The organism is Pedobacter africanus (genome assembly GCF_900176535.1).
GTDB lineage: Bacteria > Bacteroidota > Bacteroidia > Sphingobacteriales > Sphingobacteriaceae > Pedobacter > Pedobacter africanus.
The window spans coordinates 420274-446323 of sequence record NZ_FWXT01000001.1; the positions used below are offsets into that span (position 1 = coordinate 420274).

Genomic DNA, 26050 nt, shown 5'->3' on the forward strand with positions numbered 1-26050 from the left:
ATCAGAGGGAGCATCCCATCCTCTAATATAACATACTCATTTTAAATATGTTTAATTAAAATAAACATAGGTAATGCCATCCCCGCCCCTGTCAGCATGCTCATCTTCTACCCGGTTTACCTGGCTGTATTTTTTCAGGTATTCCCTGATAAGTTTTCTGAGTATCCCGTCTCCTTTTCCATGGATGAGTTTTACAAAAGGAAAGCCCAGCATGATGGATTTGTCCAGGTATTTCTCTACTTCGTGCAAAGCATCCTCACCACGCATCCCTCTCAGGTCGAGCTCTGCATTAAAATTACTGATGGCCTCAGAAACACTTCCGGTATAGGAATTATTGATTGCCGCCTTCTTTGCCTGCTTATTGCTGATTTTGAACACCCTGTTTTTCTTCAATACTGAGCGCAGATCGCCCAAAGCTACCACCAGGTTGTCGCGGTTGATCTCTACCACCTGTCCTGTGGTTTCACTGTCTTTCAGCTGTATCCAATCACCCACCTCTATTGGCGAATTTAGATTTACAGGGATTGCAGGCTCAGGCTTCCGCTCCTCCTTAACCTGGTTTTGCACCAGCACCTTTTGCAGGTTTTGCCGCAATTGTTTGGTCACCGTCTTATCAGCCTGTTTTTCCTTGATCTCTGCAATGGTATTTTCAACCAGCTTATTGGCGCTTTTAATGATCGACTGGGCCTCCAGCTTTGCTTCCTTGATCAGTGTCTTTTTATTATCTTCCAAAAACGCTTTCAGCTTCTCATTTTCGGCAACCAGGTTTTTTACCTTATTCTGCTGGTTAGATAAATTCAGTTTGGTATCATAGATCTGCTTTTTCTCGCGTTCCAGGTCTACCAGCAAGCTGTCTATCCTGTTCTGGTTGGTACCTGTTTTAATGCGTGCCAATTCCAGTACCTCTTTCTGCAGGCCGATATTCTGTGCAATTTCAAAAGCATAGGAACTCCCGGGTTTACCAATTTCAAGCACATACAGCGGCTTCATCCTGTCGTTGTCAAACAACATAGATGCGTTTTCCAGTCCGGGTGTATTGCCGGCAAAGAGCTTTAAATTGGAATAGTGGGTGGTAATTACCCCCCTTACCTTTTTATTGTTCAGCACCTCCAGCACAGCCTCGGCCATAGGGCCTCCAAACTGCGGATCGGTGCCTGTACCAAACTCATCAATCAGTACCAGAGATTTTGGTGTGGCATGTGCCACAAAATACCGCATTTTGGTTAAATGGGCACTGTAGGTACTCAAGTCACTTTCTATCGACTGGTCGTCGCCAATATCTGCAAAAATATTATCGAATACACCCACCTCGCTCGATTCGTGTACAGGAATAAGCAGGCCCGATTGTACCATCAGCTGCAGCAGTCCTACTGTTTTCATACATACCGATTTGCCTCCCGCATTTGGTCCGGAAACCAGTACGATCCGCAGTTCTTCGTTAATATGGATGTTTAATGGAACAACCGTTTTCTTATCTTCTTTAAATGAGAGGTACAGTAAAGGGTGTCTGGCATTCACCAGCCTGGTTTTGGCAGCTGGGATCAATATGGGCATATCGGCCTCCACCTCAATGGCAAACAAGGCTTTTGCCCTTACAAAATCCAGTTTGGTAAGGAAACCATGGTATGAAAGTAACAAAGGGGTAAACGGCCGCAGTTCGTCAGTCAGCGCAATCAGTATCCGGATAATTTCCCTGCGCTTGTCGAACTCCAGGTCGCGCAGTTTATTATTCAAGGTAAAGACCTCTTCTGGTTCTATGTATACGGTTTGTCCGCTGGCAGATTCATCGTGGATAAATCCCTTCAGTTTACGTTTGTTCTCGGCCAGTACCGGTATACACATTCTGCCGTCACGCATGGTCAGGCTCCCATCGGCTACCCAATTGTTGCCTACCGCCTGTTTATAGATGGAGTCCATGCGCTTACGCACATCCTGCTCTGTTTTGGCAATCTCGCCGATGATATTTTGCAGCGCTGGCGAGGCGTTAGGCTTGATCTTGCCTTTGAGATCAAGCACCGTTTCTATCTTTTTAAGGATATTCTTTTCTACAGGGAGATGTTCAAACAGGGCCTCCAGGTTTGGGTATATTTCTTTGCGCTCGTCAAAAAAACGCAGCACGGAAAATACCGTTTGCAAGGATGCATACATCTGATGCAGCTCTTCTTCTACCAGGTAAGTTCCCTCTACCCTGATTTTGTCCGCCAGGCTTTTGATATCAAAAAAGGTACTGATCTGCAGGGGTTCCTGATTTTCCAGTATACTTTTAAATTCCTGCGTTTGCCTTAAAAATTTATTGATCTGATCATATTTGGTCATGACCTGCATTTTGGCAACCATCTGTTGTCCCATCGGACTTAAACAGTGTTTATGAATAAGCTGTCTTACCTCATTAAACCCCAAACGCTCTAAACAATTCTCCGGATACAACATACTTATTTTAAATCATTCAGACCTTTATAGTCCATTTTTAATCTGATCACGTCTATTTTCTTTTTCACTGTATCTTTTGCGGCCGTATCTTTCGGTTTCGCAACCGGCTTTAGTATCAGCTCGCGCCAATAAGCTGAATCGGCTTTCCGGGCCGAATCCCTGACCAGCTTTAACCGGGCCTTGGCTATCTCCCCTGCATTAAATAAAGAATCTGCCTTTAGAATGCTGTTTTTTTCCTTCGTGAGCTCGGCCGTCACTTTTAAATAAATATCGTTCAAGGCTTTAGGATCTGTGTTATAATACTCCATACTTTTGGCATATAATGCAGAATCTATATTGTATTTTTTGTAAATACCTTTGTAATAAGATGCTGCCAGTACTTTTATGGAATCGGGATGTGGTGTATTGGTCACATACCCATCGGCAATGTGAATATCCTGCAATACCTTAGCCATCTCTTCAGGCTGTATGATATCCTTGGGGATACCAGGCTTGCACCCGGAAGCAAAAAAAAAGACCATTGCAATACAGAGAAAATTCTTCATTATGTTAAAACATCATTATTTCTTAGCCAAAGTTCGCTAAGGTTATTAATTTTACCAAAAATACTGATAAATGAGTATAGCAGATAACTTATTAAAATATAAAAGCGAACTGGACCAGGCATCTGTTAAATTAATTGCAGTGTCCAAGTACCAGCAAGCAGATGCAGTTTTGGAAGCTTATAATGCCGGGCAACGGGTATTTGGTGAAAATATAGTACAGGAACTGGTGGAAAAACAAGCCGTTTTACCTACAGATATAGAATGGCACCTCATTGGTCACCTGCAAACAAACAAGGTGAAATACATAGCCCCTTTCATCAGTCTGATTCAATCGGTAGACAGTTTAAAATTATTAACGGAGATCAATAAACAGGCAGCTAAGAATAAAAGGGTAATTGATTGCCTGCTGCAAATCTATATTGCCGATGAGGAAACCAAGTTCGGACTGGGCTTTGACGAGGCTGTAGAACTGCTCCGCTCTGATGAATTTGCAGCTATGCAAAATGTACGTATTGTTGGCGTGATGGGCATTGCAAGCAACCATGCACAAGAAAAACAGACTTTGGAAGAATTTAAAGAACTCAAGGTATTGTTTGATGGCATCAAGGTGAGTTTTTTTAGAAAAGCAGATTATTTTAAGGAGATATCAATGGGCATGTCTGGCGACTATAAACTGGCTATGGACCAGGGAAGTACGATGGTGCGTATTGGTAGCAGTATTTTTGGCAAAAGACGAATTAAACATTACACAGTAGAATGAGCATTAACATCAGGACAGCAAAAAAGGAAGATTGCGTACGCTTACTGGAACTGGTAAATGAGCTGGCCATATATGAAAGGTCACCCGAGGAAGTGACCGTAACGCTGGAAGAATTTATTGAGGCCGGATTCGGCGAAAATAAGGTATGGGATGCCTTTGTTGCCGAAGAGAATGACTTTATTGCCGGCTTTGCCATCTACTACACCAGGTATTCTACCTGGAAAGGCCGCAGGCTGTACCTCGAAGATTTTATTGTAACCGAGGCCTACCGTGGCCGGGGTTTAGGTAAACTGCTTTTTGAAGCGGTGTTAAAAGATGCAGCCGAAAAAAATTTTAATGGGATGACCTGGCAGGTGCTGGATTGGAATGAACCGGCTATTAATTTTTATAATAAATATGATGCCCAGCTCGAACCAGGCTGGCTGAATGCTTCTTTTTCCAGGGAAAAAGTAACTGAACTACAGCAGGTTAAGAATCTGAAGAATAGCAAATAAAATCAATCAGCATGAAAAAACGCTATATATTGCTGCTGGCAGCCTCTTTTGCTGCCTGCAACAGCGAACAAAAAATGACCGGAAATAGTGATTCTGCAACAGTCAAAGGTGCAACGGCGCAATTGACCTTTACCTATGACTCCGTAAAAGTATACAGCAAATATCCTGTTCCGGCTGAAAATGGAAAAGATACCTCAAAGGCAGTAATTTCCTATCCGGTATTTGCAGACGAAAAAATAAACCAGTTTATTGAACAAAAGGTAATGGCTTCTGCCAGTGAAGGTGAACATTACACTTCTTATCATGAATTCACCAACGCCTTTATTAAGAACTTCGATGATTTCAGCAAAGAAAACAAAGCCTATGCACAGACCTGGTTTATGGATGGGAAAGTGGAAGTCAAAGAGCAGCAGCCGCAATATTTATCGCTTCTGTATACCTATGTGAATTATGAAGGCGGTGCGCATCCCAACAGTGTTTTTACTTACCTCAACTATAATCCGGTAAGCCATCAGGAAATCATACTGGATTCGCTGATCTTACCTGGCACCATGCCTAAGTTAACTGCCCTTGCAGAGCAGATTTTCAGAAAAAATGAGAAAATAGGTCCTAATGAAAGCTTAAAGGACAATTATTTCTTCGAAAACGACAAGTTTGCCCTAAACCAGAACTTTAGCATTACCAGGGAAGGATTAAAATTCCTCTATAATCCTTATGAGATTAAAGCGTATGCATTTGGTGTTACAGAATTGCTGGTCCCATTTAGCGAATTAAAAGAAATTGCCAGACCAAACCGCTTACTAAACCGCGAAAATTAACAGATGAAAGTATTTAAATTTGGAGGCGCATCTGTTAAAGATGCCGAAGGTGTAAAAAACGTTTCATCCATCATCAATAGCCATAATGGCAATGAATTACTGGTTGTTGTTTCGGCAATGGGAAAAATAACCAATCAGCTGGAAGAGCTTACCAGGGCCTATTTGAACGGCCAGGACGATGTTCAACATATATTTGAAGCAATAAAGCTGTACCATTTTAATGTGCTGCATGAGCTTTTTGCGGATCATAGTCATCCTGTCTTTGACGATGTAATGAACACATTTGTAGAGATTGACTGGCTGATAGAAGAAGAACCCGATGATGCACCTGATTACATATACGATCAGATTGTTTCTATAGGGGAACTGGTTTCTTCTAAAATACTGGCCGCCTGGCTGGGGACTTTGCGCCCTGATGTAAAATGGCTGGATGCACGTAGTTTCGTGCATACAGACAACACTTATCGCGAAGGGCTGGTAAACTGGGAGAAAACAGAAGCAGAGATACAAAAAAACCTGGTACCTGTATTACAGCAAAACATCGCGGTTACACAAGGCTTTATTGGCAGTACCAGTGAAAACTTTACCACCACATTGGGGCGCGATGGTTCTGATTACTCGGCAGCTATATTTTCGGCTTGTCTTAACGCAGAGTCGCTAACCATATGGAAGGATGTTCCTGGGGTTTTAAATGCAGATCCGAAGTGGTTCGATGAAACGGAGCGCATTCCGCAGCTCTCTTATCACGATGCCATAGAGCTGGCCTATTACGGGGCTACCATCATCCACCCTAAAACCATAAAACCGATCCAGAACAAAAGTATTCCGCTGTACGTGCGTTCATTCCTTCAACCTGATGCTGAGGGTACTGACATCACAGATCTTAAGAACCACCTGCCTGTACCCTCTTTTATTTTTAAGGTAAACCAGGCTTTATTGTCTATTTTCCCTAAAGATTTTTCCTTCATCATTGAAGAAAACCTGAGCGAGATCTTTAGCTTGTTCCACAAGCATAGGGTAAAGATCAATACGATGCTCAATTCGGCCATCAGTTTTTCTATCAGTTTTGATTATGATGCCCGGAAGCTGGATAAATTGATGGCTGATCTTTCTAAGGACTATAAGGTGAAATACAATACCGGTGTAGAGCTGGTGACCATCAGGTATTACAACCAGGAAACAATAGACAGGGTAACGGTAAATAAAAATATATTGCTGGAAGTAAAAAGTAGAAATACCTGCCAGATTGTAATGCGCGATAAGTAAAAAAGCTATTGAACAAACTCATTTTAGATAAAGCCGTTCAGGAATACATCAACAGTCATTTGAATGATGATGTACATAAGATTGCTATGGCCAAAAGTCCTTTTGAGGGCATTGAAGCCAGGGAACTGGCAGTTCAGATTGCTGGAAAAAATAAAGCTGCAAAAAAATTACCGCTCTGGTACGCAAAGGAAGGCATTTATTACCCGCCGCTCCTTTCTGTAGAACAATGTTCATCGGAACGCACCGCTGCCTATAAAGCCACGCTGGCAGATGGAGAAAGCCTGATTGACCTGACCGGGGGATTTGGGGTAGACAGCCTTTACTTTGCCCGGCGGTTTAAATCCGTAACCCATTGCGAGCTTAATGCCGGCCTTTCTGAAATTGCTGCACACAATGCCCGGTTGCTGGGAGCGACCAACATTCAGTTCCTGGCAACTGACGGAATGAACTTCCTTAAAAACAACAAACAGACATTTGACGCCATTTACCTGGATCCTGCAAGAAGGACTACCGCAGGCAAAGTTTTTATGCTAAAGGACTGCAGCCCCAATGTGGTAGAACACCTGGATTTGCTGCTGTCCCGTTCCCCTCGCATTGTTATAAAGACAGCGCCTTTGCTGGACCTCACTGCAGGTTTAAAGGAATTGAAAAATGTATCAGAAATCCATATCGTAAGTGTAAGAAACGAAGTAAAGGAATTACTTTGGGTAATAGAGGAGGCCAATGCGGGCCTTGTTAAAATTGTTTGCCGCACCATCAATGAAAGCCATAAAAGTTTCAGTTTTTATAAGGGGGATGAGGAAATCAGCCATGCGCAATTGCTGAATGGAACACCCTCAGGTTACCTGTACGAACCAGATGCCGCCTTATTGAAAAGCGGGGCCTTTAACCTGGTTGCGCAGGTTTACGGACTGGAAAAGCTGGACAGCCAGACCCAGCTTTATACGGCTGAGGTACTCAACAACCGCTTCCCTGGCAGAATATTTAAGATCAACCGCATCCTGACAGCTGCTGAACTGAAAAAAGAGAAAGCACTAACCGGTAATGTCATCGTTAGAAATTACCGCGATAAAGCAGAAAACCTGGTTAAAAAATACAAGATCAAAGCCGACAACAACAAATTTCTGCTCTTTACACAGAGCAAAACAGATGGTTATATCGTAATTGACGCCACTATTGAGCAGCACTACTGACCAGATATTTTAACATTCTTTAACATACTTTAACACTTACAAACTGCTGGTATACTGACGGTTTCAGTACTTTTGATTAAACCCATCAATCAAACCTGAATACCATGACTTACCAACGCCTTAACAAACTTACCGGATTTATACTCTTTGGTTTGGCTAGCCTTGTCTACTGGCTTACAATGGAACCCACCCTCAGTTTTTGGGATGCCGGGGAATTCCTGGCTGCTTCCAATAAACTTGAAGTAGGGCACCAGCCCGGAGCACCACTCTATTTGATGATTGGCCGGATGTTTTCCTTACTTGCCATGGGTGATACCAGTAAAGTAGCCTACTGGATCAACTTTAGTTCCGTCATTTTTAGCGCTGCAACCATTATGTTTTTGTTCTGGACCATCACTGCCCTGGCCACTAAACTCTACCCTAAAGAAAAAAGCAACACCCAAACGTTTGCTGTAATAGCAGCAGGAACCATTGGTGCGCTGGCCTATACCTTTTCAGATACTTTCTGGTTCTCGGCAGTAGAAGCCGAAGTTTATGCGCTTTCCGCGCTATTTACGGCCATTGTATTCTGGGCTATCCTGAAATGGGAAAATGAGCCTGACAACCGCTGGCTGGTATTTATTGCCTTTATGATCGGTCTTTCTATTGGTGTACACCTGCTCAGCTTACTTGCCATTCCAACAATAGCATTGGTCTATTATTTTAAAACATCGGCCCATACCGGGTTCACAGGAACACTTAAGGCATTTCTTTTCGGCTGCCTGCTGCTTGGCATCGTGCAGTTTGGTATTGTTCAATACCTGGTATTGGCGGCAGCAAAATCTGATCTATTCTTTGTAAACACGCTTGGATACGGATTTGGAACCGGGGCATTTGCCTTTATCCTGTTGCTTGCTGCAATTATTGCTTATGGCATTTACCATTCGGTCAGGTATCATAAATACCAGCTTAACCTTGCACTGGTATGTTTAACAGCAGTACTTTTTGGCTTTAGTTCCTATTTTATGATCATCATCCGGGCCAACGCCAAACCCAATATCAACCTGTCTAATCCCGACAATCCCTTTTCCTTGTACAGCTATCTTGGCCGTATCAATTATGGTGATACACCGCTTTTATACGGACGTACTTTTGATACCCAACAAACAGGTATCAAAGAAACCGGCACCGAATACCGGAAAGGGGCAAAACAATACGAAGAATCTGGTAAAACTTATAAAGCAACCTACGATAAGAACATGTTGTTCCCGCGTATGCATAGCAATAAAGGCAGCCATCCTGCATTTTACCGTCAATGGGCCGGATTAAGAGAAGGAGAAACACCGGGTTTTGTACAAAACCTGGACTTTTTTAGCACTTACCAGGTTGGCTTTATGTACATGCGTTATTTCTTATGGAACTTTTCAGGAAGACAAAACGACATACAGGGACAGGGAAACCTTAAGGAAGGCAATTGGATCACAGGAATAAAGCCACTGGATGCCCTTCGTTTGGGTAAGCAATCTGTACTCCCTCCTTCCATCACTGCCAACAAAGGCAACAATGCATTTTATGGCATGCCACTGCTGCTGGGCATTGCCGGTATCATTTACCTGTATAGGAAAAACAAGCAGATTACTATAGTGCTGAGCGCACTTTTCTTTTGCACCGGACTGGCCATTATACTTTACCTGAACCAGGACCCCTTACAGGTCAGGGAACGGGATTATGCTTATGTAAGCTCATTTTATGCCTTTGCCATTTTTATAGGTTTTGGTGTGCTGGCCGTTAAAGAAGCATTAAAACGAATTGCAGGGCCTAAATTAAGCCTGGCCATCGCTGGTATAGTCAGTATGCTGATGGCCCCTGCAATCATGGGCGTTCAGGGTTGGGACGACCACGACCGTTCGGATAAAGAAACGGCACTACAGTTTGCTAAAAATTACCTTAACTCCTGCGCAGCCAATGCGATACTTTTTACCAATGCAGATAACGATACCTATCCTTTATGGTATGCCCAGGAAGTAGAAGGGATCCGGACAGATGTAAGGGTAGTTAACCTGCAGTTTTTAGCAGATGCCGATTACATCAACCAGATGAAAAAACAAGCCTACCGCTCAGCACCACTCCCTATTGCAATGGAGGCTGATAAGTATCAAAAAGGGGTACGCGATTACCTTCCCTATATAGACTACGGCTTTAAGGACAGTGTAGAACTGAAAGACCTGCTGGCAGTACTTACTTCAGATAATAAGGAAGACAAAGTAGAAATGCAGGGCGGTTCTTTTGAAAACTTTCTGCCTACGCAAAAATTAAAATTAAGCATTGATCCCGATCAGCTGATCAGGACCAATACTATTGCAGCAAAAGATAAAGGCAGAATAGCAACCCAGATGGAATGGAACTTCAATAAGGATTTTGCCGGTAAGGCCGACCTCGCCATTTTTGACATCCTGGTGCACAACAACTGGGAAAGACCAGTTTACTTCGGATCATCGCTTTCTGCGGACACCTACGTTGGCCTCGATAAATATCTGTATCTCGAAGGCCATGCTTACCGTTTGTTACCCCTTAAAAGAGAGGTGGGTGATAAACGTGACAAAACAGAACTGGCCAATACCGATGTGATGTACCGTAACACCATGCATAAACTCAACTTTTCTGCTTTCAGGAAAGCAAGTTACCTGGATCCTGAAAGCAGACGGGTTGCGCATGATACCTGGGCTTTTCAAAATACGCTGGCCACAAACCTGATGCGGGAGGGCAAGAATGAGCAAGCAGGAGAAATCATGACAAAAAGCTTAAAGGAATTGCCTTTAAAACTGTATTCCATTCAAGATACCTTAAACAGGCTCGAAACCATCAATATCCTTTATGGCTTAAATGACAAAACAAAAGCCGCCCAGCTAACCAGACAAACTTTTTCTTTTTTAGATCAGGAACTCACTTACATTGCCTCACTGGAGCCGCGTCTGCAAATGGCTTCACTAAATGATATACAACTGGGCATGTATGTATTGGGCAATTTAGACGAACTCACTTCAAAAGGCGATGCACCAGACTTAAACCTGCAAGTTAAAAAACGATTTAAGGAACTCGAAGATACTTTTACAAGGTCGCTGGGCTAACACACCCCGGCAAACAGAAAGGGGCTTTACAGCCCCTTTTTATTATTTATTAGGTTGAGGTGTTGTCCTCAGGTAAGGCTTGATCACCTTGTGCCCTTTGGGGAACCTGGCTGGGATATCTTCAGTCTTGATGCTGTTCATAACCACTACATCCTGCCCATCCTCCCAATCGGCCGGGGTGGCTACGCTGTAGTTGGCGGTAAGCTGCAGGGAATCGATGACCCTTAGCACCTCGTTAAAGTTACGCCCCGTAGAAGCAGGATAAGTCAGCATCAATTTAACCTTTTTATCTGGCGATATAATGAACAATGAGCGTACGGTTAAAGTCTCAGAAGCATTCGGGTGGATCATGTCGTACAGATCGGCCACTTTTTTATCCTCGTCAGCAATAATCGGAAAGTCTACTTCCGTATTCTGGGTCTCGTTGATGTCCTTGATCCAGCCTTTATGAGACTCCGCAGAATCTACACTTAAGGCCAGCACTTTTACATTCCTTTTTTCGAATTCCGATTTCAGTGCCGATGTGCGGCCAAGCTCTGTGGTACATACCGGAGTATAATCTGCGGGATGAGAAAACAGCACGCCCCAGCTGTCTCCAAGAAATTCATAGAAATCAATTTCGCCAATAGAAGTTTCCGCTTTAAAATTGGGCGCTGTGTCCCCTATTCTTAAACTCATAATTTTATATTTTTAGGTGTAAACAAATGCATTAACAAGATAAATAATAATGTCTACAAATTAAGTATAGTATTTAAAATAATTCTCCCTGTTTTGTAATTTCTTCAGGCTTATTTATGAAATCAATTTCAGGCACCTTGGCCCCCAAATGTTTGTTGAACTGCTGAATGGTATAATTGGCCAGGATCGGTGTATCTTTTTCATCATGCTGATGCAGAAAAAAGTATACTTTATGGAGGCCTTTATCCAACCAGATTTTAATTCTGCTAACCCATTCATCTATCCGGGCAAAGTCAGACGCCTGATGCGCCTGTCCGTTCCCTACAAATCGTATAAATATTTCGGGTATGGTCAGTTCCATATGCACACAATCCCGCCTGCCGCTGGCATCGGTAATTACCACACCTTTTTTGAGCCGGGCGAGCATTTCAAAAAAATGCGGGCGGACGGCATCGTCAGCAAACCAGTCCTCATGTCTTACCTCCACAAAAACCTCCAGATCAACAGGCAAATGTTTGAGGTAGTTTTCAAGCACATCAAAATTCTTTGGACCAAAATTATCTCCAAGCTGCAAAAAGCAGGGCCCCAGGAATTTTCCAAATTCTGAAATACTTGATAAATAGAGATCAGTCGGTACCTCTGCATCTTTTAACCTTTTAATGTGACTGATTGTCCGGGAGAATTTGGGGCAGAACACAAAGCCGTTGTCCGAGTTTTCTTCGGCCTTAACTTTCCATTTACGGATCAGTTCAGCATTAGGGATGCTATAGAAAACCGCATTCAACTCTATAGAATTGAAATGTTTGACATATTCGTCTAAAAAATCGGCTTCTTTTGTTTTTGGGGGATAGATCATGTTAACCCACTCTTTACGCCCCCATTTTGCACAGCCTATGTAAAACGCAGGATGGCCAACAGGCTTGAGGCCTGCCAGTGTTTTTAAAGTTTGTTTACCGTCCTGGGGTAAAGTAAAATCTACATCTTTGATTTGGCTGTCTGCTACCTTTCCGAAATCCATATTGAAAGTCTATATAAAATAAAACCCCGAAACTTAGTTAAAGTTTCGGGGTCTTCAAATTTATGTGTCAATTATTAATTATAAACTTTTATCATGAACACAAAGTCCTGCATCTTCTCAATCTGTTTGGTCACCTTCAGCCCCTGTAGCTGGTTCTTTTTAGTGGTGGCTATTCTCCTTACCAAAGAATCCTGAGGAATGGCATTTAAGGCCTCTGCTATGTATTTAGATTTTACGGCAAATGCGGCTCCATCTGAATTACTTTCTTTGGCATTGATAATGCCGATCACATTTCCATAATTGTCTAATAATGGCCCTCCACTGTTGCCGGGGTTTACATTAATGGCCACCTGGTAAGCCAGTGTATCACCATTAAAACCTGTTTTAGAACTCAGGTAACCTTTTCCAAATACCACATCGTCTTTAGGATAGCCTAAAGTAAAAACCTGTTCGCCCATACCTGCGCTGCTTTTCTTTAATGAATAAGGCAAAGCTGCCAGCGGAGAAAATTCTTTGTCGGTAATTTTTAAAATGGCAATGTCATTTACAGGATCACTGTATACCATTTTAACTTTATAAGAATCGCCCTTATAGTTTTGCACATAAACAGAATCAGACTTCTCAATCACGTGATGACTGGTTAAAATGTAACCATTGGATGAAAGTGCAAAGCCTGTACCACCAAATTTTCCCGGATTTACATTAGGTTTACTGGCATTCTGGTTCGATTTCACATTTCTGATTAAACTGTTGGTTGAACTCCTAAGATTGTTCATCTCTTTGTTCAGTTTTTCATAAGAACCGTATTGCTGTGTATTTTGCTGTATAGAATAAATAGTGACTACGGTTAACAAAATAAAGGCAGCGGCCACAGCAATTGCAGCTTTATTTTTACGCCATAAATTCACAATGAAAGATGGGTGCGGGCCAAGCTGCTTGCTCAATCCTTCCACATCTATACCGGCATGCACCTGGTTCATTCTGTGTTTTAAATCAGATATGGCGGCATAGTTATCCATAGATTCCAGGAAAACCTTATGTGAAACGACCTTATGGTCAACTGCAGGATCGTTTAACCGCAATTGCTCGAAAGCTTTGGCTTCTGTCTCATTCAGTTTACCGTTTAAGTAATCTTCTATTATACCTTCTAACTCTATCTCGTTTCTCATATCAAATTAAGATTGAAAAAATAATTTCTTTAACCTTTGTAAACATTTGTATTTCTGTGTTTTGGCATTATCTGTATTGGTATAGCCAAACTTTTCACAGATCTCCTGCATAGAAAGGTTATTTATGTAAAAATCCTGAATAATAGTTTTACAGGGTTCACCCAGGTGAAGAAGGGCCGACTGCATTTTTTCAAATTGCTGGTCTTTTTCTTCATGCTGTTCTACATCAGACTCCACCGCTATCACATCTTCAAAATCTGCAATGTCATTTGATTTCTTGCTTTGCTGCGAAAGCTTCTTTAACCAAATTCTTCTGCAAACAGAGTATATATACGTTTTAAGTTTACTGCTTAATTCAAAATTGCCGCCTTTTATCTTGTTATATAAAACGATTATGCCCTCCTGATACACATCTTTTGCATCATCTTCATTACCGTTATTATTCAAAATAAACTGTAAAACCATCGGGAAATAACCCGTGTACAGTTTATTCAGCGCTTCTTCTGAGTTATTTAAGATGCCTAAAACAACCTCTCTATCCGTTGGAACTGAACTGCTTAACTTATTACTCACTAATTAATACCTTTATAGGTGAATGGTAACCCAATGTTAGCTAAAAAAAATATTTTTTTTTCTCTAATTTCGTTTAATACTTAAATAAGGCCCGGGTAAACCACTTCAGGCCTATTTCAAACCTACATTTAATCTTATGAACATACAAGCCGAACACTTTTTTGAGAAAGCCCATAAATGGAAAGAAGAGTTTTATTTGTTGCGGGAAATTGTGATCGGGAACAAGTTGCTTGAGGAGGATTATAAATGGATGCATCCCTGTTATACTTTTCAGGGAAAAAATATTGTTCTTATTCATGGATTTAAGAATTATTGTGCATTATTGTTTTATAAAGGTGCTTTGATGCAAAACACTGAAGGAATCTTAATCCAGCAGACCAAAAATGTACAGGCGGCAAGGCAGCTCAGGTTTACCGATATAGGCCAAATCATAAAACTAAGGCCTGTGATTACGAAATACATTAAGGAAGCTTTGGAAATCGAAAAATCAGGAAAAAAAGTAGAAATGAAAAAAGCTGCGGACTACCCTGTCCCTGATGAATTTCAGGGTGTTTTGGCAGAAGACGAGGCTTTAAACAAATCATTTTATGCTTTAACTCCGGGGCGGCAAAAAGGATACCTGTTTTATTTCAACCAGCCCAAACAGTCAAAAACCAGAGCAGCAAGAATTGAAAAATACTATCAGCAGATTTTAGACGGAAAAGGTATTGATGATAAATAGAGCTAAGAACAAACTTTTGGTATGAACAATGTTCTTCTGTCACATATCCTAAATCATTGTTCTGTTAAGCCAGATCAATTAGATTTACTCGACTCATTTTTTGAATACAGGATTTACAAAAAGAACAAATTGCTGTTAAGCGAAGGACAGCGCTGTCATGAAAAATTTTTTATCATCAAAGGTTGCACAAACCTTTTCTACCTTAAGCAAAACGGTACAGAACAGACCATCGACTTTGCGATAGAAAATTGGTGGACATCAGACTTTATGGCTTTTCAGCAAAATACCGCTTCACAGTTTTCCATCCGGGCTGTAGAAACCACAGCAGTACTGGCCATCACTTACGAACAGCAGTGCAAGTTGCTTCAGCAGGTACCGGAATTAAGTGAGTACTTCCATCGTACATTTCAACGGGCATATGCCGCTGCTCAAATCAGGCTCAAATTGCTATACGGGTATTCTAAAGAAGAACTATATCATCATTTTAATCAAAAATTCCCAGCTTTTATCCAACGCGTGCCGCAATACCTTCTGGCTTCCTTTTTAGGCATTACCCCCGAATATTTAAGTGAAATAAAAAAGAAACGCATTTCTTAAGCCAGTTTAAGTTTTTTGCGTTTTTTAGTATCCAACTTTGTAACTGAAAACTTTAATAATTTAAACAGTATAAAGATGAAAAAACGTATCAACATCACCCCTGAAGAACAGCCAAAGGCCTACAAAGCGATGATGGCACTGGAAGCATACCTCGCCCAGATCTCCCTTTCCAAAACTTTAAAAGAGCTGATAAAGATCCGGGCCTCACACATCAATGGGTGTGCCTTTTGTATAGATATGCATACCAAAGATGCGATGAAAGAAGGAGAAAGTGTTCAACGCCTGTTTTTAACAAGTGCCTGGAGAGAAGCAACCAAATTTTTCACAGCTGAAGAACAAGTTGTATTAACAATGACAGAAGAAATCACCCTGATCCATCAGCAAGGACTGAGTGACGCAACCTATCAAAATGCCCTTCAGTTTTTTGATGAAAATCAAATTGCAGAAATTATTATGGCGGTTGTTACCATCAATGCCTGGAACCGCATCGCCATCAGTACGCACAAGGAAATCGAAGGCTAATTTGCATAATCAGCAAAAACTGTCTTAATTTGTAGTATTAAAGTTTGTTAAACATATCATTATCGGCAGGGCAAAATCTGCCATTGCTTCCCGGGAGAGTTTCCTTAACTACCCCGCATGTATTATAATGTTTAATTTTTAACAAGCCATATGAAACTGATAAATTCGGCACTTGCTGATTTCTATAATAAAAGCAACGAAGACACCCGTCTTCAAACAGGCCTGGGCCCATTAGAATTTGAGAGAAACAAAATCCTGATTAACCGTTATGCAGGTACCCGCCCACTGCATATTGCAGATATTGGCGGAGGTACCGGGCATTATGCCAGCTGGCTCAGTGCCTTGGGCCACAAAGTAACACTAGTAGATCCACTCCCCAAACACATCGAAAAAGCTAAACGTAAGACAGGCAGTTTTCGATGTATCCTTGGGGAGGCCCGTCATCTGCCGTTCAACAATGCGAGCTTCGATCTGGTCATCCTTCATGGGCCGCTGTATCATCTGCAACGCCAAAACGACCGGTTGCTGGCAATTAAAGAAGCCCGTAGAATTGTACGGCCAGGAGGAATGGTATTAGGTTTTGCAATCACCCATTCGGCATCGGCGCTTGCAGCCTTGCATAATGGAATGATTCACGATACTCAAATTTTCCATATGTGCAGCTCGGAGCTTTTAACAGGCGAACATCATGCACCAGATGACCTGAATGGTATTTTGCAATGTGCCTACTATCACCGTCCTGATGAGCTTTTGAATGAATTTATACAAAGCGGCTTCCACATTAACGGCCTTCATGCTGTTGAAGGGATGGCATGGATGGATCATAATTTTTTCGAAAGCTGGCATGATCTCCAAAAGAAAAAAAACCTAATGGAATTAATAAGTATGACCGATCAAGATCAATCCCTATTGTGTCTGAGCCCGCATATGATGGTCTCTGCGAGTCCATTTTTATAGTGTTGCCTGTAAAAAAAGGCCAATGGTAAAATTACCATTGGCCTTTACAGCAATATTAATTATATTTAATTACCCATGCCAGTGGCAGGGTTGAAAATCTCAGCCAGCCGGCTACGGCGGCGCAGAACCGCCAGAATGACGCCGTTACCATGTCTGCATCCCCGGCAGATCACCACAACAGAATTGCCATCCTGCCCTTCACTTTTATGATGGACAATCAATCCGGATCGGAAGAAGTAGGGATGAGGGCCCAGCAGGATACCTATGATTTTCTAACGAAGCACTCAGCCGGGTAAACTATTTTGGATCCAAGAAGCACCAATGCCAAGCTCATCAAAGCTGGTATCACCCGGGACAAAATGATTGGATTTACCATGAAAGAAATCTGCGATGTTTTAGGCGTAGAATATGTAATTGATGGTGCTGTTACCCAGAATAAAGGATATGCTACGACATCTTCGAGCGGGACCTCAAATGATAAGGTCAAAAGTGTTTCAGGTTACAACACCAACTATAGCAATGCCGTCCAGCGTTATGATGTTGCCGTAAGCCTGCACATATATATGGACAACAATGCCAGTATTTATAACCAGAGCCATAAAGCATTTTTGAGCAATACTGACGGTTCGTATACCAGCTCCTTGGAATACTTGCTTAAACGTTGCCCGCTCTATAAGAAGTAACGACCTATATCAAAATTACAGTATCAGCTCTTGATATATACTTTTAACCGGGCAACTATTTCTGCATTAAAATAATAGTCACTATATCTGCCCTGGATATCTTCGCGCACCATTTCTTTATCTGCAGGATAAATCTCATTCGTATCAACAACATATACCTCTGATCCTTTGAATGCATAAGCAAAGCCATATACGGCCATTTTTCTTGTTACAGCATCAAATTCATAATCAGAGAACCAGTTCTCAGATATATTGGAAATTCCCCATTTCCCTGTCTTCTGCATAGCGAAACAGTCTTCATGCAACCAAATCATATCCTGATAATCATCAAGCGGGATAAGCCAGTTTGGATTTTCTGCATTACCATCAAAAATACCTTTCTGATCCCCCTTTTGGGCCAGAATGAAATCAGTTGTTTTCTGATTTCTATAAGCCAGCAGATCGGTAAGCGTATCATACTCATAAGGTAAAATAACCTTTTGTTGCTGCAAACCCAATGTACCATATTTTTTACCCTTTCTCAAAATGAGTGCATTTGGAAAATTCGTTTGCCTGATGATCTTTTCGAAACCTTTTTCAAGCATTGTTCCATCCCTGCCAAACAGCATTGCCTGGTTTGAATCTTTGTGTGGGTTAACCAAAAGGTAGCCTTCCCCAAGGTATTCAATAGCAGAAGGAGGAAATTCTCCTATAGGTTTGAAATATTGGTTAAGGATAATCTGGTTTCTTTTTCCAGTAACTTTCGAATGAAAATAACCGCTTCCCTCCTCAACAGGATGCTCTAATTCAAATGCTAAGATCGTCTTACCCTTACTATCTATAATACCCCATTTATCATGCTGCTTTGCTGTAAAATTACCTTCATCGTCCAGCGTGTGTATTTCATTATATTTAAAGGGGACTACAACAGCATTCTGTACATTTATAACCCCATATTTCTGATCTTGCTTAACAACGGCCACTCCCCCTTCGAAATCAAAGGCGTCCTGGTACACAGGAGCAATATGGACTTTTCCAGACTTGTGGATGTATCCATATTTTTCATTCTTAAGTACAACAGCGAGATTTTCGCCTGCAAATCCATAAAACTCATCATAAATGGGTTCAACAAGCACTTTCCCTTCTGCATCTTTTAAACCCCAAAGCCCATTCTGCTGAAAATGTTCTACTTCACCATATGTCTGATCATTGTCATCCACTTCCAGTTCGAAGATATGCTTCAAACCATAATCATAATCAGGATAATTCAACAAGGACTTAAAATCAGTAAAGCCAAGAACAGACTCCCTATTGAATAAAGAAACATCCAGAAGTGAAATATCATCATTTTCAATAGCCCTGGCAATAACAGCATTATTAATTGCAATATTTTTTAGAAGCTCATTAGCCTGCCACTGGTGCCCCTGGTCGCCCATGTTGAATACATCCCAGGCATCAACATGAAAATACGGCTGTTCCAGCTTACCTAAAAATTCAAACAAGGATTGCTTGGCTAGTTGATACTTTTCAACATCATCTATCATTTCGTCCTGATGCCGCTCTAAGAATTCGTAAAAAAGTTTGAGGTTGTTTATCCCTTCAGGTGCATTATAATAAAGCCCGTAATTTTCAGGGTCGGTATGCGTGTTGTAAATATTACCGGACACAAAACCATTAGCAATTAATAAAGGCTGCAGCAATAATGGGACATCGTAACCCCATTCCGTCAACATACAATTGGATTGCCTGATTTGTTCAGGTGCAGCGACATTATAAATATAAACTCGGTGTGACATTTATTCTTTCAAGGTTTTATTTAGACATTAAAAATTGTACCATTATATCTTTGCCTTAATCAATTCACCTACAATTTAGAGCCAAATGCCATATTTTAAATTTACCCGTACCTATTTAATATATAATAGCAGTTAAAACCAATTTGATTGGAAAAACAAAAAATTCGGAATATATGAGGTTTTAGCAAACAATAAAACCATTTTGTAGTTTTGATCATCATGATTTTCAATATAAGGACAATAGAAAACACCTGTACACCTCTCATACTTATTTAAAGGCTTTCGGCGGTAAAATTGCGAACTTTGCGTACTACCGCTTAATCCTTATGGCATCTATTTGGGGAGTTTTGATTATGGAGTTGTCTTTACCCTCATTTCATTTCCCTATTTTAGAATATTAAAATTCATATTTTTGCCCAATGCAACAGATACCAACTGAAGAATCCTTTTCTGCACCGGGCTCTTTAAAAATTATATGTTACGTCTTCAGTATTATCCTGTTGTTTGTGGGAATTAATATGCTCACGACTAAAGATATGGCCATTGAAATCATTTTTTTATTCCCATTGATTTTTCTGATTGCCATTTCCATGTTCATTTACACCAAGCTTAAGCTGATCATTTCGAATGCAGGCGTTCGCTTTGTAGGCGGTTTAAAACAACATGTTTTTTCCTGGAGTGAGGTGACAAAGGTAGATATGATCAGGGTTGGAAAATACCAAACACCAATAGCAACCGTATACTATTCCAACAGAAAGTTGGATTTACATAAAGGCTTTTATCTTCAACCGAAATTCAACAGAATTTTATCGCTTTTGGAATTGGCAGTTGATCCGGCTTTGTTTACGGAAGAGTACCAAGTCATTCGCCATCAGATCAATTGATAGCCAGCTTAGCTATAATGCGCTTCCACTAGCTATGCCCATAGCTCAACCCCCAACCTGGCCGGCTTAAAAAAAGAAAGATAAATTTGAAAAGAATAAATAAATGATGATATATTTGCGCCGCGGAAATTATTTGAAAAACTTACAAAGCTGTAAAACAGCACATTAACAATTAAAAGAACAATTATTAAAAATAATTTCACTTTTTTTTGAAATAACTGGGTTACCTTTTAAACTTTCGGGTATTAACTGTAAAATTAATTAATTATTTAAAATAGAATTAGAATGAAAAACGCATTTAAATTTGGCTTTTTAGCTTTAGCAATCTCTTTGTCAGTAGCAGCTTGTAACTCAACTGAAAAAACTGGTGAGTCTACAGACACTACATTAACTGATACTTCTGCTGTTGTTACTACAGTTGATACTACAGTTACTGATACAACTGTAAAAGACACTACAGTTAAAACTACTACTGAAGAGACTAAACCAGCTGCTCCAGCTCACTAGTCAAGTGTAAAACTTATAAAAAAGGCCCTGGATATTCCCGGGCCTTTTTTATTGCCCAAAATTTAATTAATGTTACCTTTGCGCTTGTAAAAAATCATTACATTCATGAATTTAACTCCACTTCAAGCGATTTCCCCGGTAGATGGCCGTTACAGAAACACTACGCAGAACCTTTCAAAATATTTTTCAGAATCAGCCCTGATCAGATACAGGGTCTTTGTAGAAATCGAGTATTTTATCGCCTTGTGCGAGGCTGCATTACCAGGATTAGATCAGTTTGACAAAGCGAAGTATACCCAGCTCCGCCAGATCCATGAACAATTCAATGACGATCACGCGCAGGAGATCAAAGACACTGAAAAAAATACTAACCACGACGTAAAAGCCGTAGAGTATTTCATTAAAAAGCAGTTCGACCAGCTTGGACTTGCCGATTATAAAGAGTTTATCCACTTTGGCTTAACCTCGCAGGACATCAACAACACTGCTATCCCGTATAGTTTTAAACTGGCGCTGGACGAGGTGTATTATCCTGCCATCTCCAGCCTTATTGATAAAATAAAAGAACTTGCTGCCGAATGGGTCAATGTACCTTTACTGGCGCATACGCATGGACAACCGGCATCCCCGACCAAACTGGGCAAAGAGTTCCTGGTATTTGCAGAACGACTGGAAATTCAATTGAATGGCTTAAAAAGCATTCCCAACAGCGCTAAATTTGGTGGTGCTACCGGAAACTTCAACGCACACCATATCGCTTATCCAGGCATCAACTGGGTAAATTTTTCCAATAACTTTGTAAACGACATACTAGGACTTAACCGCGCACAGCATACCACCCAGATAGAGCATTACGATCAGTTTGCTGCGCAATGCGATGCCCTGAAAAGGATCAACAACATTATTATTGATATGGATAGGGACATCTGGGCCTATATCTCTAAAAATTATTTCAAGCAAAAAATAAAAGAAGGAGAAGTGGGCTCATCGGCCATGCCACACAAAGTGAACCCTATTGATTTTGAAAACGCAGAAGGCAATGCCGGGATAGCTAATGCCCTTTTTGAGTTCTTTGCGGCCAAGCTGCCTATCTCTCGCTTACAAAGGGACCTTACAGATTCTACAGTACTGCGCAACGTAGGCGTACCAATGGCGCATACAGCAATTACCATTGCTTCAACGTTAAGAGGTTTACACAAATTGTTATTGAACGAAGAAGCCATTAATGCCGATCTGGAAAATAACTGGGCGGTAGTAGCCGAAGCCATACAAACGGTGCTAAGAAGAGAGGCCTATCCGAATCCTTACGAAGCGCTGAAAGACCTTACCCGTACCAATCAGAAGATTACAGCAGTAACCATGGCCGATTTTATTGACGGACTGAATGTAAACGACGACATCAAAAAGGAACTGAAACAGATTACCCCGTTCAATTATACCGGTATATTTTAGTGTTGTCCAATGGTCAGCTAAGATATAATGACCTAAAACAGACACCACTAAAAGAAATTGCAGCAATGAATTATTTATTTTTGTATAAAATTTAAGGCAATGACGATCAACGTATATACAGAACAAACCCCAAATCCGGCTACCATGAAATTCATGATCAATAAATTATTGATCAATGGCAGTGAGGATTTTGCGACTAAAGAAAGTGCTGAGCATTCCCCTTTTGCAAAGGAACTCTTTAAATTCAGCTTCGTAAACGGTGTATTTTTCGCAAGCAACTTTGTGACCATCACCAAAACAGAAGATGCGGAATGGCCGGATATTGAACCTATCCTGAAGGAATTTGTGAAAGGTGCGGTCGAATCAGAATACAAAATTAAAGAAGATACTTCTGCAGAAGCCCCTGTTTTTGAAGGGAGTGACCTGGAAATTAAAATACAGCAGATCCTGCACGACTATGTCCGTCCTGCGGTTGAACAGGATGGCGGTGCCATCAGCTATAAATCTTTTGATGATGGCATAGTTACCGTAGAGCTCAGAGGATCCTGCAGTGGCTGTCCTTCTTCTACCATTACCTTAAAATCGGGCATACAAAACCTGCTGCAACGCATGGTACCTGAAGTAAAAGAGGTAGTGTCGGAAGCACTTTAAGCTTAGATTTAAAAAATACAAAAAGGCTTGATGTAAATCAGGCCTTTTTTATTTTACCTGTATTATATTAGCAGAAACTCAACCCTATGGAAAGCATAAATATAAAAGCAGGTATATTAACCCTGGTCCTGCTTCTGTTCACTTACGTTTTTTACCTCAGGCAGCCATTGAATTTTCTGTCCCTTGGTGCTGCAGCAGGAACAGCGGCACTGGTGTTGATCATTGCCCTAATCTATTTTTTCGGCACAAAATTTATTGGTTATGCCATACAACATAAATTCTATCCTAATATAGCCCTGCGTATGCTGCTTCCCTTTGTTGCGCTTACGCTGCTCAGCTGGTTGGTGTACGCCTTCATTGAGGTCAAACCTTTTGGCTCATCCAAAGATTTCCTCGCCATTTTAAGCAATTTTACGTCCCGGCATCTGTTATATATCGCTGTCTGCACCACTTTAACCAGTCTGACTTTTTCCTTTCCACCACAAAAAGACAGCATAACAGATGCGTTGCTGCTTCGTCAAAACCTGCTGTTTCTTGTGGCCACAATCTTTGCTTTTGTACTGAGTGTGTTCGCCGTTTACAAGGTAAAACTGATTGACCAGCCCAGGCTTGACCCCAAATATACCCTCTATAAAAGTTTAAACGAAAACCAAGATTTAAAGCATTATGAACTTGAGCAACTGCCGGTTTCCGAACCGGGGACCATCCTTGATAAACCTTACCTCCTAGCCCACAAGCAGGAACTGGTTCTGGTTTCCATATCCGGCGGTTCCAACCGTTTACCTCCTGTAGAACGTATTTACAAACTGGACCAGAACGGTAAATTGATAAACTCAGTAAATGCACAGACACTTATATCTGCAGATTTTTTTCCGCTCGTATTGCAGGCCGACGGATTGCTGACCGACCATTCGGGCAAGGCGCTGATCACCTGGATTTTTGACGGTAACACCAGCAGGCAAGCTAAAGATCGGATCGTTAAAAGCAATGATTGGGTATTTGTACCCCTGGCCGAAAGTAAGACTCATATAAACATGGTGTACTTTAACAAAACAGCTCCTTTCCATTGCAACAACCTGAAAGAACTGAAATACAATGGCAACAGGTATTACGATATTACCTTGCAAAAAGAAATCCTTAAAATTAAGGTAGACAGTGTTTTCTCGCATTCCGATAACTTAGGAAATTGCATAGAAAAGAAGCTGGAATACTACAGTTCAGCGGCGCTGAATTTTAGTTTGCTGCGCTTAAATGAACATGAATACTATATCATCAAGCCAACTCCTTAATCCATTTGTTTTACAAGACAAAATCCATTTCAAAACCGTAAAAATATTTCGGTGGATGTTTTACAGTTAAAACCACCCCTTGTCTAAACTTAAGTGGCAACAGATACTGAGCGGGCAAACGCAGCCAGCCGGGCATATTGTAATAGTTAATGTTTAGTAAGGATCCCAACTGCAATCCTGCTGAAGGCACGAAAATGGGCGATGTTTCCCGGTTTCCATACTGAATACCCCCTTCCATATATCCATAAATCCCAATAAATTTTTTATCATTCAGCCAGTAATCAAAATTACTCCTGATCCCAACCCTGAATTGATGTGTTGCCCCCTTATGAAACTCATCCCTGTAGGGGCCTGTTTCGCCCCAGCTGTATGCTACAGTGTATCCATGCCAATAATCCCATACTCCCTTTTTCCCTCCTTTTGAATTAAAAGTATGGCGGTTTGAAATAGATCCCGCATTGATTCTAAAATCGAATGAACGATAATAATTTTTAGTAGAAAATGACGGCCCGTTTATTCCAATAACAACCGAGTTCCCAATCCTGCTCCTTACAAAATTACGGTAAGGCAGTATTTGATTTGTTTTTTTCATGGAATCCGTTACTTCAGTGTTTTCAAACAAAGAAGGCAGATCGGAGTTATAGGGGATCGGCACCAGCTTAAGCGCAGGAAGATTATTGAGCAGATAGTTTTCCTGCATTTTTTTCCCTTCAGGAATACGCATCAGGAAATCACTTTCCCTGCCTGTCAAGGCTGCATTTTCATAGGCTATCCATAAATCGTTTAATGAAAGTTCAACAGCTTCAAGTACCCTGGCCGATTCTTTGATAAATTCAGGCTTATTAAATGTCCCATCTCCATGTGCTTTCCAAATTTCCGCCTTTCTATTCAGCACCATCGTACCGTTTGCAGAATAAAAATCATGCAGTGCTTTATTATTCACTACCGATGCTGCCACAGTCCTTTTTACCACCAGGTGTCCCGAAGAAAAGGAGTCTTCCAAAAAGTGATCTGCAAAGCCATTAAACAATAGCGCAAACATCAGTAAGGTCCTTGCCTGCTCGGGGTTGCCTTTAAGCCTGCCGCTTTGTGCAGCCCAATCCATAGCCACCAGGTGCAATGTGACATACATATTGATGGCATTTGTTTTATTCAGCCTGGTAAAGGCCTGTCTTGCCAGTTCCGGGCGCTGACATTGCCCAATCACGTCTTTATCAAAAGCATGCAATTGCTCCTGGAAAGGTTTACCATACTGATAAAAATGCGAAAGATTCTTCATTGCCAGCAGGGCATAGCCAAAATCAAGTTTAACCAACTTACCATCCGGAGCCGCACTGTAACCCGCAGCGATATATTCCTCGTGCAAGGTAATGATCTTGTAGACTGCGGAACTGCTGTCAGAAAGAAATTCAATCAATGTATAGGGATCGCGTAAATGATCCCCGCTCAACCCATTTAAGGTTCCATAAGAAATTCTATTTTTTTCTTCTACGGCCGCATTGACTGTCTTTAGCGACATTGGAAAATCATAGGGGCCGCCAGCCTTACCTGCTTTCAAATTCAGCAAGGAGCGGAAAGTGGCAGCAGCACTGGTATGCTGAAGTGAACTGATAAATTTAGTAAATGCCTGGTCGCCTATTAATTTATGTTCTCCATAGTTGTATGCAAAAACACCTGAAGGCAAAACAAGCAGCACCACAACAAGAACCAAAATACTGATCTTTTTCATCATGCACCAGGTTAGTTTCAAAAGTCATTAGTACAACCTAACCCATATCAAATACAACTGCCATAAAGTGAAGGACTAGTTATAACCCAAATATTTTTAAATATGCAGGTTTTTTTGTAGTTTTCTCACTAAGCTTATACCACAATCAGCTCTCCCAAATAAACACTCGTACTTAACTCAAGCATCAAAATTCCGGTAAAATAATCATTGGGAATATGGCGGGAGGCAATTA

Annotated in this window: 25 protein-coding genes; 17 read left to right on the plus strand and 8 right to left on the minus strand. The window is 41.1% G+C overall.

From position 1 onward, the window contains the following. Positions 1-51: 51 nt before the first annotated feature. Both B9A91_RS01440 and B9A91_RS01445 read right to left on the minus strand, forming a co-directional pair. The gene (locus B9A91_RS01440) at positions 52-2430 is read right to left on the minus strand and encodes an endonuclease MutS2 (RefSeq protein ID WP_084236644.1); all 2379 of its coding nucleotides are present in this window, start codon (positions 2428-2430) and stop codon (positions 52-54) included. A 2-nt stretch (positions 2431-2432) separates the two neighbouring features. Continuing rightward, positions 2433-2975 carry a DUF4296 domain-containing protein gene (locus B9A91_RS01445; RefSeq protein ID WP_084236645.1) on the minus strand — a complete coding sequence of 181 codons (543 nt, stop codon included), beginning with the start codon at positions 2973-2975 and terminating at the stop codon, positions 2433-2435. Positions 2976-3045: 70 nt separating this feature from the next. On the opposite strand from B9A91_RS01445, the gene B9A91_RS01450 reads away from it, so the two are divergent. From B9A91_RS01450 to B9A91_RS01475, 6 genes are all read left to right on the plus strand, one after another. Beyond that, entirely contained in the window at positions 3046-3735 is a 690-nt protein-coding gene (locus B9A91_RS01450; RefSeq protein ID WP_084236646.1) for a YggS family pyridoxal phosphate-dependent enzyme, read from the plus strand. Then, positions 3732-4229 (plus strand): GNAT family N-acetyltransferase, encoded by a 498-nt coding sequence (locus B9A91_RS01455; RefSeq protein ID WP_084236647.1) that lies wholly within the window; start codon positions 3732-3734, stop codon positions 4227-4229. The genes B9A91_RS01450 and B9A91_RS01455 overlap by 4 nt, the downstream gene beginning before the upstream one ends. 11 nt (positions 4230-4240) lie before the next feature. Then, complete coding sequence (locus tag B9A91_RS01460) at positions 4241-5047, plus strand: DUF3298 and DUF4163 domain-containing protein (protein ID WP_235012379.1); 807 nt, start codon at positions 4241-4243, stop codon at positions 5045-5047. Between the two features lie 3 nt (positions 5048-5050). Beyond that, on the plus strand, positions 5051-6313 hold the full coding sequence (locus tag B9A91_RS01465) for an aspartate kinase (RefSeq protein WP_084236649.1): 1263 nt from the start codon (positions 5051-5053) through the stop codon (positions 6311-6313). Between the two features lie 8 nt (positions 6314-6321). Continuing rightward, positions 6322-7506 (plus strand): THUMP-like domain-containing protein, encoded by a 1185-nt coding sequence (locus tag B9A91_RS01470; protein WP_084236650.1) that lies wholly within the window; start codon positions 6322-6324, stop codon positions 7504-7506. Positions 7507-7610: 104 nt separating this feature from the next. Next, positions 7611-10613: a glycosyltransferase family 117 protein gene (locus tag B9A91_RS01475; protein ID WP_084236651.1), complete on the plus strand. Its 3003-nt coding sequence runs from the start codon at positions 7611-7613 to the stop codon at positions 10611-10613. A 42-nt stretch (positions 10614-10655) separates the two neighbouring features. Here the strand turns inward: B9A91_RS01475 and B9A91_RS01480 are convergent, their stop codons facing one another. From B9A91_RS01480 to B9A91_RS01495, 4 genes are all read right to left on the minus strand, one after another. After that, the gene (locus B9A91_RS01480) at positions 10656-11291 is read right to left on the minus strand and encodes a peroxiredoxin (protein ID WP_084236652.1); all 636 of its coding nucleotides are present in this window, start codon (positions 11289-11291) and stop codon (positions 10656-10658) included. A gap of 73 nt (positions 11292-11364) precedes the next feature. Then, entirely contained in the window at positions 11365-12309 is a 945-nt protein-coding gene (locus B9A91_RS01485) for a DUF72 domain-containing protein (protein ID WP_084236653.1), read from the minus strand. Positions 12310-12383: 74 nt separating this feature from the next. After that, complete coding sequence (locus B9A91_RS01490) at positions 12384-13478, minus strand: S1C family serine protease (protein ID WP_084236654.1); 1095 nt, start codon at positions 13476-13478, stop codon at positions 12384-12386. A gap of 6 nt (positions 13479-13484) precedes the next feature. Further along, on the minus strand, positions 13485-14051 hold the full coding sequence (locus B9A91_RS01495; protein ID WP_084236655.1) for an RNA polymerase sigma factor: 567 nt from the start codon (positions 14049-14051) through the stop codon (positions 13485-13487). Positions 14052-14187: 136 nt separating this feature from the next. Here B9A91_RS01495 and B9A91_RS01500 point away from each other — a divergent pair, with 136 nt between their 5' ends. The 6 genes from B9A91_RS01500 to B9A91_RS24315 all read left to right on the plus strand — a co-directional run bounded on the left by B9A91_RS01500 (position 14188) and on the right by B9A91_RS24315 (position 17531). Further along, positions 14188-14772: a YdeI/OmpD-associated family protein gene (locus B9A91_RS01500; RefSeq protein ID WP_084236656.1), complete on the plus strand. Its 585-nt coding sequence runs from the start codon at positions 14188-14190 to the stop codon at positions 14770-14772. 21 nt (positions 14773-14793) lie between these two features. After that, complete coding sequence (locus B9A91_RS01505) at positions 14794-15369, plus strand: Crp/Fnr family transcriptional regulator (protein ID WP_084236657.1); 576 nt, start codon at positions 14794-14796, stop codon at positions 15367-15369. 75 nt (positions 15370-15444) lie between these two features. Continuing rightward, entirely contained in the window at positions 15445-15891 is a 447-nt protein-coding gene (locus tag B9A91_RS01510) for a carboxymuconolactone decarboxylase family protein (RefSeq protein ID WP_084236658.1), read from the plus strand. 150 nt (positions 15892-16041) lie between these two features. Continuing rightward, positions 16042-16848 (plus strand): class I SAM-dependent methyltransferase, encoded by an 807-nt coding sequence (locus B9A91_RS01515; RefSeq protein ID WP_084236659.1) that lies wholly within the window; start codon positions 16042-16044, stop codon positions 16846-16848. 149 nt (positions 16849-16997) lie between these two features. After that, positions 16998-17144, plus strand: coding sequence for a hypothetical protein (locus B9A91_RS24310; protein WP_235012381.1), 147 nt, complete (start codon positions 16998-17000; stop codon positions 17142-17144). Positions 17145-17150: 6 nt separating this feature from the next. Further along, positions 17151-17531, plus strand: a complete 381-nt coding sequence (locus tag B9A91_RS24315) for a hypothetical protein (protein ID WP_235012383.1) — start codon at positions 17151-17153, stop codon at positions 17529-17531. 23 nt (positions 17532-17554) lie between these two features. Here B9A91_RS24315 and B9A91_RS01525 read toward each other — a convergent pair whose 3' ends face one another. Further along, complete coding sequence (locus B9A91_RS01525) at positions 17555-19306, minus strand: WG repeat-containing protein (protein WP_084236660.1); 1752 nt, start codon at positions 19304-19306, stop codon at positions 17555-17557. A gap of 419 nt (positions 19307-19725) precedes the next feature. Between B9A91_RS01525 and B9A91_RS01530 the strand changes: the two genes are divergently transcribed. From B9A91_RS01530 to B9A91_RS01550, 5 genes are all read left to right on the plus strand, one after another. After that, positions 19726-20190: a hypothetical protein gene (locus B9A91_RS01530; RefSeq protein WP_084236661.1), complete on the plus strand. Its 465-nt coding sequence runs from the start codon at positions 19726-19728 to the stop codon at positions 20188-20190. A 285-nt stretch (positions 20191-20475) separates the two neighbouring features. Next, positions 20476-20697 (plus strand): hypothetical protein, encoded by a 222-nt coding sequence (locus tag B9A91_RS01535; protein WP_084236662.1) that lies wholly within the window; start codon positions 20476-20478, stop codon positions 20695-20697. Positions 20698-20802: 105 nt separating this feature from the next. Then, positions 20803-22149, plus strand: coding sequence for an adenylosuccinate lyase (purB, locus tag B9A91_RS01540; protein ID WP_084236663.1), 1347 nt, complete (start codon positions 20803-20805; stop codon positions 22147-22149). A 99-nt stretch (positions 22150-22248) separates the two neighbouring features. Further along, positions 22249-22800 (plus strand): NifU family protein, encoded by a 552-nt coding sequence (locus tag B9A91_RS01545; RefSeq protein ID WP_084236664.1) that lies wholly within the window; start codon positions 22249-22251, stop codon positions 22798-22800. Between the two features lie 86 nt (positions 22801-22886). Next, a complete protein-coding gene (locus B9A91_RS01550; protein ID WP_084236665.1) occupies positions 22887-24089 on the plus strand; it encodes a hypothetical protein in 1203 nt (400 codons plus the stop codon). 10 nt (positions 24090-24099) lie between these two features. Here the strand turns inward: B9A91_RS01550 and B9A91_RS01555 are convergent, their stop codons facing one another. Beyond that, complete coding sequence (locus B9A91_RS01555; protein WP_144008822.1) at positions 24100-25821, minus strand: hypothetical protein; 1722 nt, start codon at positions 25819-25821, stop codon at positions 24100-24102. Positions 25822-26050 lie beyond the last annotated feature (229 nt).

Bases quoted from the DNA above. Each gene is read 5' to 3' on its own strand.
- B9A91_RS01440 (WP_084236644.1), bottom strand. From the start codon at position 2,430: ATGTTGTATCCGGAGAATTGTTTAGAGCGTTTGGGGTTTAATGAGGTA.
- B9A91_RS01445 (WP_084236645.1), bottom strand. From the start codon at position 2,975: ATGAAGAATTTTCTCTGTATTGCAATGGTCTTTTTTTTTGCTTCCGGG.
- B9A91_RS01450 (WP_084236646.1), top strand. From the start codon at position 3,046: ATGAGTATAGCAGATAACTTATTAAAATATAAAAGCGAACTGGACCAG.
- B9A91_RS01455 (WP_084236647.1), top strand. From the start codon at position 3,732: ATGAGCATTAACATCAGGACAGCAAAAAAGGAAGATTGCGTACGCTTA.
- B9A91_RS01460 (WP_235012379.1), top strand. From the start codon at position 4,241: ATGAAAAAACGCTATATATTGCTGCTGGCAGCCTCTTTTGCTGCCTGC.
- B9A91_RS01465 (WP_084236649.1), top strand. From the start codon at position 5,051: ATGAAAGTATTTAAATTTGGAGGCGCATCTGTTAAAGATGCCGAAGGT.
- B9A91_RS01475 (WP_084236651.1), top strand. From the start codon at position 7,611: ATGACTTACCAACGCCTTAACAAACTTACCGGATTTATACTCTTTGGT.
- B9A91_RS01480 (WP_084236652.1), bottom strand. From the start codon at position 11,291: ATGAGTTTAAGAATAGGGGACACAGCGCCCAATTTTAAAGCGGAAACT.
- B9A91_RS01485 (WP_084236653.1), bottom strand. From the start codon at position 12,309: ATGGATTTCGGAAAGGTAGCAGACAGCCAAATCAAAGATGTAGATTTT.
- B9A91_RS01490 (WP_084236654.1), bottom strand. From the start codon at position 13,478: ATGAGAAACGAGATAGAGTTAGAAGGTATAATAGAAGATTACTTAAAC.
- B9A91_RS01500 (WP_084236656.1), top strand. From the start codon at position 14,188: ATGAACATACAAGCCGAACACTTTTTTGAGAAAGCCCATAAATGGAAA.
- B9A91_RS01505 (WP_084236657.1), top strand. From the start codon at position 14,794: ATGAACAATGTTCTTCTGTCACATATCCTAAATCATTGTTCTGTTAAG.
- B9A91_RS01510 (WP_084236658.1), top strand. From the start codon at position 15,445: ATGAAAAAACGTATCAACATCACCCCTGAAGAACAGCCAAAGGCCTAC.
- B9A91_RS01515 (WP_084236659.1), top strand. From the start codon at position 16,042: ATGAAACTGATAAATTCGGCACTTGCTGATTTCTATAATAAAAGCAAC.
- B9A91_RS24310 (WP_235012381.1), top strand. From the start codon at position 16,998: ATGTCTGCATCCCCGGCAGATCACCACAACAGAATTGCCATCCTGCCC.
- B9A91_RS01525 (WP_084236660.1), bottom strand. From the start codon at position 19,306: ATGTCACACCGAGTTTATATTTATAATGTCGCTGCACCTGAACAAATC.
- B9A91_RS01530 (WP_084236661.1), top strand. From the start codon at position 19,726: ATGCAACAGATACCAACTGAAGAATCCTTTTCTGCACCGGGCTCTTTA.
- B9A91_RS01535 (WP_084236662.1), top strand. From the start codon at position 20,476: ATGAAAAACGCATTTAAATTTGGCTTTTTAGCTTTAGCAATCTCTTTG.
- purB (WP_084236663.1), top strand. From the start codon at position 20,803: ATGAATTTAACTCCACTTCAAGCGATTTCCCCGGTAGATGGCCGTTAC.
- B9A91_RS01545 (WP_084236664.1), top strand. From the start codon at position 22,249: ATGACGATCAACGTATATACAGAACAAACCCCAAATCCGGCTACCATG.
- B9A91_RS01550 (WP_084236665.1), top strand. From the start codon at position 22,887: ATGGAAAGCATAAATATAAAAGCAGGTATATTAACCCTGGTCCTGCTT.
- B9A91_RS01555 (WP_144008822.1), bottom strand. From the start codon at position 25,821: ATGATGAAAAAGATCAGTATTTTGGTTCTTGTTGTGGTGCTGCTTGTT.